Origin of the sequence: Bartonella sp. TT67HLJMS (assembly GCF_042193375.1) — a bacterium.
GTDB lineage: Bacteria > Pseudomonadota > Alphaproteobacteria > Rhizobiales > Rhizobiaceae > Bartonella > Bartonella grahamii.
The window spans coordinates 71,787-87,918 of the sequence record NZ_JBHILP010000005.1 but is presented as its reverse complement, the minus strand read 5'-3'; the positions used below and the strand labels follow the sequence as shown (position 1 = coordinate 87,918).

Here is a 16,132-nt window from a genome sequence, read left to right as displayed (position 1 = left end):
ATTTAGTGGAGTTTTTTGCGTGATTGAAAATTATATTGAATAGCAGCCCAAATTCCCATCAAAAGCATCATGAAAACAATAGGTGGAGTAAAAACGACTGTTAAAATAGCAATATAAACAAGAGAAAGTATAATAATCCGACCGTTTACCCCTTTTGTAATATTGTGAAGATATGCTAGACCACTAATTAATATGATGACAGTGTATGCAGTACTAAAGACACGGGTACTCAAGTTAAGAGAAGCGCTCAACTCAATCATCGATGCTATGCAAACAATAATGAAAATAACAATTCCAGAAATTGGAAGGCGGAGAGTTTGGCTCCAATCATCACGGGGTCTTTTCAGCCATTTCATGTGTTGTGCTGCTATCATGGAAAAGTAAAGGTTACCAATGAGAAAAACCAAACTATAAAGAGTCAAAGAAACAGCAGTAAAAGTTGCTGGATGCGTCATTAAAAGCTCACTAAAAGCGCGTATATCGGCTTCTTTTATTGACTGTGATTGTTGCAGAGTTTGTGCTATGTTTTCGGTGATTTTTTTTGCAATGACGGGTGTGGAAGGACGGGTTTGAACATAGAGCCCAATGAAAGTTGCTATAAGAGCGATAAAATTAGTTAAATGAAAAATAACCGATGATAATGGATACCATATCAGTTCGTTTTCTTTTTGCGCTGGTCGTGCAAGCCCAAGAAGCCAAGAAGCATAGACAGCAGGAAGGAAAAATAAGAACATCAAGCCAAGAGCAATATAGGTATTAGTGGTTATGATAAGAACAACAGTGGCACTTATGAGGGCGATGAGACTGGCTAATGTTCCTTGACCGAACGCAACAATAAAAATTGGCAATGAAAGAAAGCAGCCAAGAAGAAGAGAAAAAAAGGGCGCGATATTTGCAACACTGATGATTGCCATTCCTATTACAACAGCAAATAATCCTGCTAAAATACCGATTAATATCTCATAGGTACGATTTTTTTTCATTTATTGCTGTCCTGCTTTCTGCAGTTAGGGGCGTGTCAATACCCCAACTTTAACATGTAATAGCTTAACATAGGATGCAACAAGCCATTTTTTTAATCATATAAGAAAAGCAACTGGAGAAACTCTCCAGTTGCATAGCGTATTGAGCGTTTACTTTATAACGTACGGAAGTAAGCCTAAAAAGCGAGCACGTTTGATAGCATTAGCTAATTCACGCTGTTTTTTCTGACTAACAGCAGTAATCCGTGAAGGAACAATTTTCCCACGCTCGGAAATATAACGTTGTAACAACTTGATGTCTTTATAATCAATTTTGGGAGCATTGGTCCCTGAAAAAGGACATGTTTTACGACGACGATGAAAAGGGCGACGTGCAGAGTTTTGATTGGTGTCAGTCATCATTCTACCCCTTCTATAGCATTTTCACGTTGACGACGTGGAAAACGAGGACGCTCTTCATCGTGTCCAATGTGACTATTGCGATCAAGGTGTGAGAGCATAGCAGATTTTTCTTTTTCGTGTTTTTCTACGCGAATGGTCATATAACGCAAAATATCCTCATTGATGCGCATCTGACGCTCCACTTCAGCAATTGCTGAAGCTGGTGCATCAATATTGACCAAGGTATAATAAGCCTTACGGTTTTTACGAATGCGGTAAGCAAGAGGACGAAGTCCCCAATTTTCTATACGCCCAACTTTCCCACCATGTGCTTCAATGACACCTTTGTAGAGACTCAAAAGTTCATCAACTTGCTGCGGTGTAATGTCTTGTCGGGCAAGGAACATATGTTCATAAAGAGCCATTGTTGTTTTGCCTTTCTTCAATTAAATCTTACCGGTTTTAGCGCAAAGCCTCTGCGACTTGTCTTTTTTGGAAATCCAAAGAAGAAAGGACGCGTTTACGATTCGAGACATCCGAGAGCGGAGACACGGGAGGCCGGAAACATTGTATTTCCTACTGATATTTTACAGCCCTCCGTTCAACCTCCAGCTAAAGTGCCGGCAACGAATATTTCATATCTACAGGTTATCTTTTAAAATAGCAAGTTTATGCACATAAAAAAATTTATTTGCTAAATCTTGATATATTTCCCTCTTCTACAAAAAGATAGTACTGTAACATAAAGGAGAGAAAAATGGACTTTCTAAACCAGATTGATGTCACACTCTTTGAAATGTTTGTCGGCAATCATCAAGCTTGGTCGATTGTAGTTTTGTTTAGTATTTTTTGTGCAAAGTTTTTAATTTACATTATTCCTCTCCATCTTTGTGCGTTGTGGTTTTGTGGTGGGGAGAGGGAACGATGTGTCGTACTAAGCATTTGCATGAGTATTTGTGCGGCTCTTTTCGTAGGTTATCTCATTTCTCTTTTTTATTTTCATCCTCGCCCATTCGTGGTAGGGTTAGCGACACCGCTTATTCAACATCGTGCAACAGCTTCTTTTCCTAGTAATCATGCCTTGACCATTGCATCTTATGCAGCTAACTTTTATTTTTACCGATACAAAGTTGCTTTTAAATTTGCCACGGTGTTTTTGTGCTTGATCTGTTGGGCGCGCATCTTTGTGGGTGTACATTATCCCTTTGATATTTTAGCAGGTGCAATTTTAGGAAGTCTCATAAGTTTGGGTGTTATTCAGTTTATAGCTCCCTACGTTCCTAAGTTTTTATATCAAATTCCGCCTTTAAAATATAATTTTAAGAGTGGTATTCGTTTTAAATAAAGGGCTTTATCTTGATTTGTGCGGATGAATAAGGTCAAAAGAGAATAATTTAATTGTACAATTTTAGGAGTTGATAAATGGGTGCAGCTTTTATTTTTCCAGGGCAGGGAAGTCAACTTGTTGGTATGGGGAAGGCGCTTACAGAGCAATTTATTGCCGCACGGATGGTTTTCGAGGAAGTTGATGATGCTTTGGGTGAGAAATTATCAAAGATCATTTTTGAAGGACCAGCAGATGTTTTAACGTTAACAGCAAATGCACAACCGGCATTAATGGCTGTATCCATGGCTGTCATTCGTGTGATGCAACAATTAGGGCTTCGTATAGAAGAAAAGGTAAAGTTTGTTGCTGGTCATTCTTTAGGCGAATATTCGGCCCTTTGTGCTGCTGGTACATTTACTCTCACAGATACGGCGAGACTTTTGCGTATTCGTGGCAATGCTATGCAGGCTGCTGTCGCAGTTGGTGAAGGTTCTATGGCAGCACTGATTGGTTTGGAAGAGCACATTGTGGAAGAAATTTGCGAAACTGTTTCTGGAGAAGGACTATGTCAGATTGCTAATGATAATGGTGGTGGGCAAATTGTTATTTCAGGTAAAGCAAAAGCAGTTGAGACAGCGGTAGAGATTGCATCAACAAAAGGTGCAAAACGTGCACTTCTTCTTCCAGTTTCTGCACCTTTTCATTCATCTTTAATGCAACCTGCTGCTGATGCCATGAAGAAAGCACTTTTGACTGTTAACAAAATGCCCCCTATTGTTCCTTTGATTGCTAATGTTTCTGTTGCACCTGAGAGCAATCCAGAGCGTATTACTACTCTTCTTGTTGAACAAGTGACTGGGAGAGTGCGATGGCGTGAAACAATAGAATGGATCGCTGCTAATGGGGTTGATACGCTTTTTGAAGTTGGTTCTGGAAAAATATTAACAGGTCTAACGCGTCGTATTAACAAAGATATAAAGGGGGTAACAATTGGAACAGTTGATGAAATAGAATCAGCGCTAGGCATGCTTGGCGTTTAATCTATAAGGAGTTAAAAAAATGTTTAGATTAACAGGACGTAAAGCTCTTGTAACGGGGGCTTCGGGAGGAATTGGTGAGGCAGTTGCACGCTGCTTTCATGCACAAGGAGCCATTGTTGGACTTCATGGAACACGTGAAGAAAAGCTTAGAGAAGTGGCGGCAGAATTAGGGCAGAATGTTTTTGTATTTCCCGCTAATCTTTCTGAACGCCAATCGATTAAACAATTGGCTGAAGTTGCAGAAAGAGAAATGGATGGTGTCGATATTTTGGTTAACAATGCGGGAATCACTAGGGATGGTCTTTTTGTGCGTATGCAAGACAAAGACTGGGATGATGTTTTAGAAGTTAACCTAACAGCTGCTTCTCTTTTGACGCGTGAATTAATACATTCTATGATGCGCCGCCGTTATGGAAGGATTATTAACATTACATCTGTTGTTGGTGTTGTGGGAAACCCTGGACAAACGAATTATTGTGCTGCAAAAGCAGGCTTGATAGGTTTTTCTAAAGCATTGGCACAAGAAATTGCTTCGCGAAACATCACTGTCAATTGTATTGCTCCAGGATTTATTAAATCTGCAATGACAGACAAGCTTAATGAAAAGCAAAAAGAAGCCATTATGGCTGCGATTCCAATGAAGCGTATGGGAAGTGGGCAAGAAATAGCCGCTGCTGCTATTTATTTAGCAAGCGATGAAGCAGCCTATACGACAGGTCAAACACTCCATATCAATGGTGGAATGGCAATGATTTGAGTATTTATTTTATTCCACATTGATTTATGAGTTGTATTATTTTAGATAGTAACGATTGAAATAGAAAGATGCATCTATTTCTTTAACATAACCGTTGATCAATTGATGTCGGAATGTCAGATTGGTTCATTTTGTAGGGGATATCCACAGGATGTTTTAAATCATTGCTAAAATCTTTTAAAGTAATGCATCTATTGCTTGATTAGATGAGCCGATATAGTTAACCAAATTATAGGAAAATATAAATTCGAGGATTTCAACATGAGTGATACAGTAGAGCGCGTTAAGAAAATTATTGTGGAACATCTTGGGGTTAATGCTGATAAAGTTGTAGAAAATGCAAGCTTTATCGATGATCTAGGGGCTGATAGCCTTGATACGGTTGAACTCGTTATGGCTTTTGAAGAAGAGTTTGGGGTAGAAATTCCAGATGAAGCTGCTGAAACGATTTTCACAGTTGGTGATGCAGTCAAGTTCATCGATAAAGCTTCTGCATGATTACTAAAGGGCAAAGGCATAAATTGCTTTTGCCTATATTCTTCGGAGCTCTTTTGAAAAGAGAGCTTTGAGAGGTGAAGTTTAGTTCAGGGTTAGAAGTTATGAGACGTGTTGTTGTTACTGGTTTAGGATTGGTATCTCCATTAGCTGGTAATATTGAATATAGTTGGAAACGACTTCTTGAAGGAAGAAGTGGTGTCCGACGTATCACTGAGTTTGATGTGTCAGATTTGCCATGCCAGATTGCTGCGCGTATCCCCGTAGGGGATGGAACAGAGGGGACCTATAATGCTGATTTGTATATGGAACCTAAAGAGCAACGTAAAGTTGATGCATTTATTGTTTATGCAATGGCTGCTGCTAACCAAGCGCTTGCAGATGCCGAATGGTTTCCTAAGAGTGATGAAGATCAGATTTGTACAGGTGTGTTAATTGGTTCGGGAATTGGGGGAGTTGAGGGCATTGTTGAAGCTGGTTATACGCTTCGTGATAAGGGACCTCGTCGTGTTTCTCCTTTTTTTATTCCAGGTCGTTTGATTAATCTTGCTTCTGGTTATGTGTCTATTCAATATGGTTTACGGGGGCCTAATCATTCTGTTGTAACGGCTTGTTCGACAGGGGCGCATGCGATTGGTGATGCAGCACGTTTGATTATGTTTGGTGATGCAGATGTCATGGTGGCAGGGGGGACCGAGTCTCCGATAAATCGGATATCTCTTGCAGGTTTTGCAGCTTGTAGAGCTCTTTCTACTTGTCGCAATGATGATCCTGAACGGGCATCTCGTCCTTATGATGCTGATCGTGATGGTTTTGTGATGGGGGAAGGAGCAGCAATTGTTGTTTTAGAAGAGCTGGAACACGCCAAAAAACGAGGAGCGCGTATTTATGCTGAGGTTATTGGCTATGGTTTATCTGGTGATGCTTACCACATTACAGCGCCTTCAGAAAGTGGTGAAGGGGCTCAGCGTAGTATGATGGCTGCTCTTAAACGTGCACAAGTGAATGTGAGTGAACTTGATTATATTAATGCTCACGGTACATCAACGATGGCTGATTCCATAGAGCTAGCAGCTGTTGAGCGTGTTTTAGGGAATTATGCACCACAAGTATCCATGTCATCAACGAAATCATCTATCGGGCATTTACTTGGTGCCGCCGGTGCTGCTGAGGCTATTTTTTCTGTTCTAGCTATACGGGATAATATAGCTCCAGCGACACTTAATCTTGACAATCCATCGATTGAAACGAAAATCGATCTTGTACCACACAAACCGCGTGAACGAAAGATTGATACGATTCTTTCTAATTCTTTCGGATTTGGTGGGACAAATGCATCGTTGGTGATGCGACGTTTTAGGGGATAATAAGTATTTTTATTGAATTTCTGCTTTTGAGTTTTCTACTTTGTTATAAGGTGAATGAGAAATTATAATATTGTCCTTAATCGCTATTGAGGGGTTATGTCCGATGTGAAAAAAGGAAAATCATTAAAGGACGTAAGTGATTCCTCTTCGAATCATTTAGCAGATAGTTATGACATGTTAGTACATAAAAAACGAAAGAAATCATCGATCGTCCGTAATCCGTTGGTTATTCTCGGTCATTTTTTTCTTATGCTGATTGTGGTTATTCTTTTCGCCATAAGTATTCCTCTTTATATTGGAAAAAGTATTTTTGAAGAAAAGGGAAAAATTGAGGAAGAACAAATTGTTCTTATCCATCCTGGCACAGGAATTCGTGAAATTGCTTCATTGCTAGAAAAACGTGGTTTCATTCGATCATCAGATATTTTTGTTTATGGGGTTGGTTATCACCAAAAAACAACGCATCTGAAGGCTGGTGAATATTTAATTCCGGCTCATTCTTCGATGCAGGATATTATGGATATTCTTGTGAAAGGAAAATCTATTGAGTATACATTTACAGTACCTGAAGGTTTAACGGTTCAGCAAGTTTTCGATCGATTAGCTGCGAATGAAATTTTGATTGGAGATCTTCCAAAAATTTTGCCTCCAGAGGGCTGTTTAATGACGGATACTGTTCGTTTTATTCGGGGGACAACGCGTAAAGAGATTGTAAACAGATTGCGTGAAGGACAGACAAAATTAATTCATGCTATATGGGCTACGCGTTCACCTAATTTACCTATTAAATCAATTGATGAATTTGTTATATTAGCCTCAATTGTTGAGAAAGAAACGGGAATTGCAGCAGAAAGACCAATGGTTGCTGCGGTATTTTATAACCGCCTTACAAAGCATATGCGTCTTCAATCGGATCCAACAGTTATTTATGGTCTCTTTGGAGGAAAAGGAAAGCCATCAGGTCGTGCAATTTATCGTTCAGATCTTGAGAAGGAAACACCATATAATACTTATAAAATTAATGGTTTGCCTCCAACAGCTATTGCAAATCCAGGTCGAGATTCTTTGAAAGCGGTGGCACATCCACCAAGCAGTGATGCACTTTATTTTGTTGCTGATGGTTCAGGAGGGCATGTTTTTTCTCGAACTTTAGAGGAACATAATGTGAATGTTCGCAAGTGGCGAGAATTAAAGGCAAGACATTGAATTTATAATGATAATACATCTTTTTGCATCGTAAATGAGAATGCAAAATATAGTAAAATTTTTCTCTTTAAACTTTTTATGAGAATGATAAAAAATCATTTTCTTGTCTGTCACAAGTGGGATTAGCGTATGGATAAAAATATTTAAGAAAGCAGTGAATACACTGCTAATAACTTATCTCAAAAAAGAGCAGAATAACATTGATAACTGCTAAGAAAACACATTGATTAGGGGAAAGGTTGAGATAATGTATAATTCAAATTTTGGAGAAACATTTATGAACAAAGTAGAGTGATGTAATGACAGTCTTCGAAAGTAAATTGAGTACTATAAAAATAAATCAACGCCGCGGTTTTTTATTTATTCTCTCTTCACCTTCAGGTGCTGGTAAATCAACAATTTCTCGATTACTTCTAAAAGATGGACAATTAGAGCTTTCCGTAAGTATGACCACAAGGAAAAGGCGTCCTAGTGAAGTAGATGGGCTGCATTATCACTTTATTTCAAAGGAAGAGTTTGAATATAAGCGTGATAGAGATGAATTTATTGAATGGGCAGAAGTTCACGGGAATTATTATGGCACTTTACGTGAAACTGTTGAGAACGCATTGAGTACTGGCCGTGATATGTTATTTGATATTGATTATCAAGGTACCGAGCAGCTGCAAAAAAAGATGCTAGGAGACACTGTATCTGTTTTTATCCTTCCACCCTCAATGAAAGAGCTTGTTTCGCGTTTACATCGTCGAGCAGAAGATAGTCAAGATATCATCAATTTACGATTGGAAAATGCACGAACGGAGTTAAAGCATTGGCGTTCTTATGATTATGTTGTGATTAACGAAGATTTAGATCAGTCTTTATCTTTTATTAAATCAATTTATTTAGCTGAAACTGTAAAACGCGAGCGATGTTCTTATCTTGACTCTTTTGTTGATGGGCTTATTGCTGAAAAGATCGATAAATGTCTTGATTAAAAAAGGTTGCATAACAAAAAGTGCAATTTTTTAGAGCACTAGATGCGCTAAAGTTACAAATTCTGAAACCGAGAGCGTTTCGGCACGGCGTGTTCCATCAATTCCAGCTTTTTCTAATAGCACTTCACCTCCAAGTGTTTTGAGATTTTGACGAAGCATTTTTCGTCTTTGTCCAAAGGCGGTTTTGGTGACGAGGCTTAGTTTTTGTGCAGAGCAGGCAAGAGGTTGTATTCGCGGAATAATATGAACAACGGAAGAAGTTACTTTAGGTATTGGTATGAAGGCTTGAGGGGGCACATCAAAAGCAATTTTAGCAGTGGTACGCCAGCCAGTTAAGACACTAAGACGTCCATAATGAGTAGATTGAGGTTTAGCTGTAATCCGTTTGGCAACTTCACGTTGAAACATCAATGTCATTGATTCATAAAAAGGAGGCCATGGTTCAGTCAAAAGCCAATTTAATAAGAGTTGTGTCCCAATATTATAGGGAAGATTTGCAATAATGCGAGGTTTTTTTGGGCTTGTTTCAAAGAGTTTTGAGAAGTCTTGCTTCAGTGCATCATTACAAATAATTTTTAATTTTTTAGGATAGTGTTTTTCTATTTCTAAGAGAGCTGGTATGCAGCGTTCATCGCGTTCTATTGCTGTTACAATGGCGCCCTTTGCTAGCAAGGCACGTGTGAGACCTCCAGGACCAGGACCAATTTCAAGAACAGGTTTTCCTTCTATATTACCTGCGTGATGAGCAATTTTAGATGTTAAATTAAGATCAAAAAGAAAATTTTGCCCCAAAGATTTATGTGCTTGTAATCCATATATATCAATGACCTCACGTAGAGGAGGGAGGTTATCTATTGGCATGGTATTAAACTATTTTCGGCAAGTTGATTTGCAAGTTTAAGAGCAGCAATAAAGCTTTCGGGAGAGGCTATCCCTTTATCAGCAATATCAAAAGCAGTTCCGTGATCTGGAGACGTGCGAATAAAAGGGAGACCTAACGTGACATTAACAGTGCTATCAAAGTCTAATGTTTTAACAGGGATAAGGGCTTGATCATGATACATACAAATGGCAACGTCATATGCCTTTCTTGCGCATTCATGGAACATTGTGTCGGCAGGCAGCGGTCCTGCAATATTGAGTCCTTTCTTTTTAAGATATTCAATAGCAGGAGTGATAACTTCAATATCTTCTTTTCCCATTGCACCTCCTTCTCCAGCATGAGGATTAAGACCAGCAACAGCTAGTCGGGGTGACGTTATTTTAAACCGTGTTTTTAAGTCACATTCAGTAATAAGTACCGTTTGAATAATTAAATCACGGGTAAGCTGTGAAGGAACATTTTTAAATGGAATATGAACAGTTATTGGTACTGTTTTTAATCGAGGTCCTGCTAACATCATAACTGGATGATAACATTTATGAAAAGCTTTATGGGCTAAATCGGCTAAAAATTCTGTATGACCTGGAAATTGAAAACCGGCATCATAAAGATTCTTTTTTGCAATAGGACAAGTGATAAGTGCACATGCATGGCCATTTTGAATCAATTGAACACAGCGTTGAATTGCTTCAATAATTCCAGCGGCATTATTCGATGAAGGTATACCTAATTGATCACTTTGTTTGTTTTTTAACGGTATGACAGGAAGAGCGTTTTGAAAATTTTTTGCGGAATTATTGATTAAAACAGATTGCACCTCAACATCAATCTGTAAAAAACGAGCGCGCGAACGAATAACATCTGGATCAGCAAGAAGCACAAAAGGTGGAATTTGGCGCGTAACACGCAAACTCCACGCTTTTAGTACTATTTCAGGACCAATTCCGGCAGGATCACCACCGCTAACAATAAGAGCAGCCATTATGAATTTTTAATGCGCGCCACTCGCCGCAGTTCTCCTAAATATTTGTCGCTTAATTCTTCAAGTTTTTGCGGGCTTCTTTTTTTACTATCTTGAAGAGAAAATATTAGTCGAGCGACATAATCATCAGAAACTCTTTTTATTTTGCAGACAGCAATTGCTTCGATTCCATCAGATGTTTCTTGTAATTTTGTCATTTTTCCAGCAGGCGTTGCAAGAATAGCTTGTTCCCATGCATTGGGAAGTTGGGGCTCCAGAAACTTTCCTAAGTGGCGGATAGTAACGTCTAAAATACCTCTTGCTTGATTGTGAGCATTGGCACATCCACGGAAATGTGCGCGAAAATTGCTTGCTTCTCTTTGACGTCTTTCAAAAATTTCTGAACGACGATGTGCAGGAATGACAAAAACAATTCGCTGTAATGTATATTCATTGGTTGAAGGTTTCACACCACCATTTTTTAATATCCTGCGTACAGCTTCTTGTTCGCTAATCATACCTGTTTCAGCTTGATAGCGTGCACTAACAAGACGCCCCCATCCTATTTGTCCACGGATGTAATCTTTAAAGTGTTGCACAGTGATCTCAGTTTGGATCAGAATCTGGTTGAGCTGATCAATCGTCATATTATTTTGTGTCGCAAAATTCTCAAAAGCTCTATCAACTTCATCATTGCTTACTTCAATATTACGACGTTTTATTTCAATATTTTTTAGCTTTTCATCGATAAGCTCTTTTTTAGCCTGTGCCACCAAATTGCCTTGCTTTTGTTGTAATCTGAGAAAAGCAAGGCGCCTTTGTATATCATAATTTGTGATGGGGTTGCCATTAACTGTAACAACAATAGAAGTCTGCGCAAAGACCGTTGGAATCAAAAATTCATTTATTAGCAGGCTACTTACGCTCAAAGACGCAATATAAAATAAAGCAAGAACACGCTTTTTCAATTTATTCATGTGAATAGGCTTTCGCATTGTTTATCAATTCTTATCAGTTACTCAAAATATACGTTTTTTTTCATAAAAACAATGATAAGTTAAATGACTGATACATTCTCTTTATAAATTAATCTATCTTTTTTCCGATATCTGCAATCGTACGCAATGAAAGAGAGAAATTAAAGTTTTGCAAGGGTGTTTTCCTGCCCGGATTCGTTACCTGTTGATAACCGAATGTTACCCCGAAACATTCATCTGTATAATTCAAGCTAATTCCTCGCTTTACAAATGTACCAGATACTAAATCATAACCGGCGTTGCTATTAATAGACCAATAATCTGCCAGTTTAAGTCCTGTTTGAAAAGAAATTTCTTGGCGCTCTTGAGGATATTCATAATCTGGTTGCTTTGCGATATAGGCATATTGTAGAGCCGCCCAAAAATTTTGCCATTTTTGTGATGCTTCGATTTCACTACGGCGGATTTTTCCTGTTTTTTTATCAAAGCGTCCACGCGTTTCTAAGGAAAAACCACTTTTATGGGTTGCACCAAACATTGCAACATAGTCTGAACGTTTTGCCTCTAAGCTAGAATGAATACCGACATTGACAAAGTCCTTTTCTGCAAAAGAATTCTTTCCTGCTAGATGAAAGGATTGTCCAACAAGACCATAAAGAGACCAATTGTCATTAAAGCTTCCAGAATATCTTAGACCTATATTGGCTCTTGTGCCACCTTCTACACGATCATAACCAGAAAATTTATCTCGTTGAAAGAGAGTGGTTGCATCAAAGACAAAGCTTTGAGCATCTTCATTAGGAATTTGTCCAATATATTGTTCATTATTGCGTATAAAAATTTGTGCGGTTGGTTCTATAATATGTGTAGAATGATCCGCTGTAATAAGGAAGGGATAGCGTAGTTCCAACCCTGCTGTTGCCATGCCACGAATTGTTGAACCATGAATTGCGGATGAGGAATTGTTTTCTGTAGAAGCTGTATAATTTTCGCTTGCATTGGTTGTAATGATATCAGCTCGTAGAGAGAGAAGGGGGGTTAAGATGAGTCCGTTATGCGTGTTGAAGCGCTTTTTCCACTGAAGCTCGTTTGTTAAACGCAAACTGTTTCCAGCCATACCAGAAAGTCTTACTATGTTGAGAGGGTTTCCTTTCTGGTCGGTAGAACTGAAGTCAGTATGACGGCGATAAATTGATTGCATATTACTATGGAAGGTAAGCTCTCCATTATAAATGGGTTCATCTGGTGTGAAAAAATAATCGATGCGCGGTAGGACCCAAGCTTGCCGAGAGTGACGTTCATAATGAGGATCATTCAATATTGAATCTTGAACTTTAAAATGATAAAAACGCATATCAAAATAATTTTTTCCTGCAAGACCATTCAGATAGATCTGAGAAAGTTGTGTAGGATTGCTATAGTTTTCAAGTTTATAGGCACGACTAAAATGCCGATCTGATTGTGCAAGAATATCCCATCCATAAGTCCAGTGTGAATTAATACGAAAGTCCCCTTTTGTTGCCAGCATATAACGGTTTTTATGCTGTGCATCAATCGTATCATTATCAAATCTATGCCGTTTCATTTGGTATATATGAGCAAAGCGAATATTATAACTGCCCATTTTAAAACGTTGACGCCATTCCCCTTCGGTTAAAAGCCCTTGTTGGGTATAAACAGTAGAAGAAAGGGTAAAATCATAGTGAGGGGCGAGATTCCAAAAATAAGAATTCTTTATCCCCATACCGAGATAATCAGTATAAAAAAAATGAGGAGTAAGCAGACCGCTAGCACGCCTGACAGTTGGATCATAGATCTCAAAATTTGGAAATTTTATAATCGGGACACCAAAAACTTCAAAACTGCTATTTTCAAACCGAATTTTTTTGATGCTATTATTCCATATGATCTTTCTTGCTTTAATTTTCCATAGGACGTCTCTATCTGGTTTATAAGAGCAAGGTTCACAGGCTGTATAGGTTGCATTTTCAAAGACTGTTATGTGATTGTTTTTGCGTGTAGCATTTTGGGCTGAAAAGTGAACATTGTTGGCTGTATCAATACGTAAGGCGTTTACAAAACCCTCGCCAAGATCTTTGGTCATATCAATTTGGTTGGAATAAATTTTATTACCATCCTTTTCAGTAATTTCAACGTTCCCTTGTGCTATAAGCCGTCCTGTTTTTTGATTGTAAATAATTTTTTGAGCGACAACTTTATTGCCATCATATTCGATTTGGACATTACCTTGTGCAGAAACAGTGTTTTCATCACGATTGTAGATGAGTTCATCCGCAGAGAGCAAAAGAGGACGTTCCGGATTTCGAATGCGACTTTGAGAAGGAGACATAAGGCTTTGAGCGTGTGCACAATAAGACAAAGCGCCTCCTAAAATAACTCCCATAACACTTTTAAAAGCGAGAGCACTTAATTTTTTTAAAATAATTTTTTTAAGTGTTAATGCTTTCACTTAGCCATCCTCTTTATGAAGTAAAAAAGAGATTCCTAAGAATAACGCAATAACAACGGGTGTCCAAGCTGCAATAATTGGTGGAATATATCCAGCATTACCAAAAGCTTGAACAAGTACGGAAATAACATAAAGCATAAACCCAGCTATTACTCCACCAAGAATCAACGTTCTAGATTGTCCGAAACGCGTAAAATTTAAAGATACAGTTGCTGCAATGAGGGTCATTGCCACAAGCAATGCCGGTAATGCAATCAAAGATTGGAAATACATATCAAAATTATTAGCAGAATAGCCAAATGAACGTGCAATCATAATTTTTTTTGGCAATTGGTAAAATGGAATAGTCGCGGGATTCGCTAAACGTTCCGTTAAAAATTCAGGTTTTAGATTGGTTTTTATTTGCAACACGGTAAATTTTTCAGGAGGATGCCCTATTTTATAGATTGTTCCATTTGTTAATAGCCAAGATCCATTAGTCAAGGTTGCTTTTGGGGTGTTAATCCAATTTTTGACGGTTGCGTTGTCATTGTATTGTACAAAGGTTGCATCGAGAAGAGAAAGTCCTTGGTCGGTGATAAATTTAGCACCAATGGTTGTTCTGCCTAAATTTGTACGTTGTGTTAACCAGTGGATACCTGTATTATGAAGAGGTGTTAGTACATTGTTATTGCGCCATTCAGTCATCTTTTTTTCTGCTTGAGAAAATCCCCATGCAGCAAGTGGGTTAATGAGGAGAATTGAAAATAATCCCAAAAGAAAAGCTCCCAAACAAGCTGGCATAAGAAATTGCCATGCAGAAACACCGATTGAACGAGTCACCACAAGTTCAAGTTTTTTGTTGAGCGAGATAAGTGTTGCCATTGCAGAAAAGAGTGCAATGAAAGGGATAAGTTGTTGCATGATAAAAGGGATGCGTAAAACAGAGAGGAAAAATGCATCTTTTGCTGTATGATGCGGAATGGAGGATAGCCTACCGGAGTTCTCTGTGAAATCGATTAAAAGAGCAAGAACAAAAATGCTTCCCCAGAAATAACAAGTTATTTTAAGATAACGTATAAAAAAGTATCGTCCAAGTGTCCACCCAATCATGATATTTCATCCGAGGAATCTTGAGATTTTCGATGTTCAAATTTGTTCATTACTTTTTGGAAAGCGATTTGAATAATCTCATTAACTTTTGTGGGGAGCCCAATTTTATGATTCGTTAAAAGCATAAAAAAGACAAATGCACTTGTCCCTATGGGCATAATATAAAGGAGTGGAACGTATGCAAGATCGTTCTTTGCTTTTTCTGCGAAAAAATATCCTATCCAATACACCAGAAAAGAAAGGGCAATTGCTGAGAAATTTGCGGAATGACGAGCTTGTCGATGGGAGCATACATCCCCTGCTGCTGCTAATGCAATAAGTGAAAAAACAATAGGGTAGAGCCATTGTGTTAATCTGCGATGAAACTCAGCTTTATATTGGAGTGGTTTTCGTTGATAGTAGGGATCTTTTGGATCAGGGTTTTGTAAATAAGAAAGAGATCGATCTTTTGGATAAAGAGTAGGTGCTTTATCACTGGGGATAAACTCCCCTAGGCTAAAAGTATATGAGCTAAATTGAACGATTGAAACACTGTTATTTTGATGGTTGACTCTTTCTATTTCACCGTTATTGAGAACCAGAAAACTACCGTTTTTATTGCTCACAATGGATGCGTCTGTTGCATAATAAAAAAGATCAGTCTTAGGATCACGCTGGTCGGCAATGAAAAGGCGTTCAAGTGTTCCATTTGGATTTCGTTCGCCAATTTCTATGTAAAGGTTATTGGCGAGTTTTTGGAAGCTTCCTTCATTAATGAATAGATTAATAAGATCAAAATGAGCGCTTGCTAGCATTTGTCGCATATGAAGACGCGCTTGAGGAACAACAAAATTAGCTATAGAAAAGGAGATACAGGATGCAACAATAGCAAGAAGAAGAATAGGTTTCCAAACAGTACTTTTAGGAAAACCAGAGGCATTGATGACAGCAAGTTCTGAGTCTTGATGCATTGCTGAAAGGATGGTTGTAATTGCGATCACTAATGCAAATGGAATGACAAGAAAAACAACAGAAGGAACCAATGAGAGTGAAAATTGTAAGACTGTGAGGAGTGTTTGTTTACTTGTTGTGAGAAAGTTTATCCGTGCGAGAATTTGTACTGTCCAACTAACGCCCACTGCTGCAATCATAACAGAACTAAACAAAACAAGGACACGTTTCAGGATGTAGAACTCAATAATACGCATAAATTGGGGAAAATCCTCAGTCTTTAATT

General features: G+C 38.4%; 16 protein-coding genes. 7 read left to right on the top strand and 9 right to left on the bottom strand.

The features are described 5' to 3' along the window. Positions 1-2 precede the first annotated feature (2 nt). The 3 genes from ACFIJQ_RS04320 to rpsF all read right to left on the bottom strand — a co-directional run bounded on the left by ACFIJQ_RS04320 (position 3) and on the right by rpsF (position 1,789). On the bottom strand, positions 3-983 hold the full coding sequence (locus ACFIJQ_RS04320; RefSeq protein ID WP_273788490.1) for a hypothetical protein: 981 nt from the start codon (positions 981-983) through the stop codon (positions 3-5). Between the two features lie 150 nt (positions 984-1,133). Beyond that, a complete protein-coding gene (gene rpsR, locus ACFIJQ_RS04315; RefSeq protein WP_012754957.1) occupies positions 1,134-1,382 on the bottom strand; it encodes a 30S ribosomal protein S18 in 249 nt (82 codons plus the stop codon). Next, positions 1,382-1,789: a 30S ribosomal protein S6 gene (gene rpsF / locus ACFIJQ_RS04310; RefSeq protein WP_273788489.1), complete on the bottom strand. Its 408-nt coding sequence runs from the start codon at positions 1,787-1,789 to the stop codon at positions 1,382-1,384. The genes rpsR and rpsF overlap by 1 nt, the downstream gene beginning before the upstream one ends. A 332-nt stretch (positions 1,790-2,121) precedes the next feature. Here rpsF and ACFIJQ_RS04305 point away from each other — a divergent pair, with 332 nt between their 5' ends. The 7 genes from ACFIJQ_RS04305 to gmk all read left to right on the top strand — a co-directional run bounded on the left by ACFIJQ_RS04305 (position 2,122) and on the right by gmk (position 8,533). Continuing rightward, complete coding sequence (locus tag ACFIJQ_RS04305) at positions 2,122-2,709, top strand: undecaprenyl-diphosphatase (protein ID WP_273788488.1); 588 nt, start codon at positions 2,122-2,124, stop codon at positions 2,707-2,709. Positions 2,710-2,786: 77 nt separating this feature from the next. Beyond that, the gene (fabD, locus tag ACFIJQ_RS04300) at positions 2,787-3,731 is read left to right on the top strand and encodes an ACP S-malonyltransferase (RefSeq protein ID WP_375628698.1); all 945 of its coding nucleotides are present in this window, start codon (positions 2,787-2,789) and stop codon (positions 3,729-3,731) included. Between the two features lie 19 nt (positions 3,732-3,750). Beyond that, entirely contained in the window at positions 3,751-4,488 is a 738-nt protein-coding gene (gene fabG / locus ACFIJQ_RS04295) for a 3-oxoacyl-[acyl-carrier-protein] reductase (RefSeq protein ID WP_375628697.1), read from the top strand. Between the two features lie 261 nt (positions 4,489-4,749). Then, complete coding sequence (locus tag ACFIJQ_RS04290) at positions 4,750-4,986, top strand: acyl carrier protein (RefSeq protein WP_004860281.1); 237 nt, start codon at positions 4,750-4,752, stop codon at positions 4,984-4,986. Between the two features lie 101 nt (positions 4,987-5,087). Then, positions 5,088-6,350: a beta-ketoacyl-ACP synthase II gene (gene fabF, locus ACFIJQ_RS04285; protein WP_375628750.1), complete on the top strand. Its 1,263-nt coding sequence runs from the start codon at positions 5,088-5,090 to the stop codon at positions 6,348-6,350. Between the two features lie 96 nt (positions 6,351-6,446). Next, complete coding sequence (mltG, locus tag ACFIJQ_RS04280) at positions 6,447-7,556, top strand: endolytic transglycosylase MltG (RefSeq protein ID WP_273788484.1); 1,110 nt, start codon at positions 6,447-6,449, stop codon at positions 7,554-7,556. A gap of 299 nt (positions 7,557-7,855) precedes the next feature. Then, on the top strand, positions 7,856-8,533 hold the full coding sequence (gmk, locus tag ACFIJQ_RS04275; protein WP_012754964.1) for a guanylate kinase: 678 nt from the start codon (positions 7,856-7,858) through the stop codon (positions 8,531-8,533). Between the two features lie 30 nt (positions 8,534-8,563). Here gmk and rsmA read toward each other — a convergent pair whose 3' ends face one another. From rsmA to lptF, 6 genes are all read right to left on the bottom strand, one after another. Beyond that, complete coding sequence (rsmA, locus tag ACFIJQ_RS04270) at positions 8,564-9,394, bottom strand: 16S rRNA (adenine(1518)-N(6)/adenine(1519)-N(6))-dimethyltransferase RsmA (protein ID WP_375628694.1); 831 nt, start codon at positions 9,392-9,394, stop codon at positions 8,564-8,566. Next, positions 9,385-10,398, bottom strand: a complete 1,014-nt coding sequence (pdxA, locus tag ACFIJQ_RS04265) for a 4-hydroxythreonine-4-phosphate dehydrogenase PdxA (RefSeq protein WP_375628692.1) — start codon at positions 10,396-10,398, stop codon at positions 9,385-9,387. The genes rsmA and pdxA overlap by 10 nt, the downstream gene beginning before the upstream one ends. Continuing rightward, positions 10,398-11,354 (bottom strand): peptidylprolyl isomerase, encoded by a 957-nt coding sequence (locus ACFIJQ_RS04260; protein WP_273788481.1) that lies wholly within the window; start codon positions 11,352-11,354, stop codon positions 10,398-10,400. Before ACFIJQ_RS04260 ends, pdxA begins: the two co-directional genes overlap by 1 nt. Positions 11,355-11,463: 109 nt before the next feature. After that, positions 11,464-13,824, bottom strand: a complete 2,361-nt coding sequence (locus ACFIJQ_RS04255) for an LPS-assembly protein LptD (protein WP_375628690.1) — start codon at positions 13,822-13,824, stop codon at positions 11,464-11,466. Continuing rightward, on the bottom strand, positions 13,825-14,916 hold the full coding sequence (gene lptG, locus ACFIJQ_RS04250; protein WP_273788479.1) for an LPS export ABC transporter permease LptG: 1,092 nt from the start codon (positions 14,914-14,916) through the stop codon (positions 13,825-13,827). Beyond that, a complete protein-coding gene (lptF, locus tag ACFIJQ_RS04245; RefSeq protein ID WP_273788478.1) occupies positions 14,913-16,103 on the bottom strand; it encodes an LPS export ABC transporter permease LptF in 1,191 nt (396 codons plus the stop codon). The genes lptG and lptF overlap by 4 nt, the downstream gene beginning before the upstream one ends. Positions 16,104-16,132 lie beyond the last annotated feature (29 nt).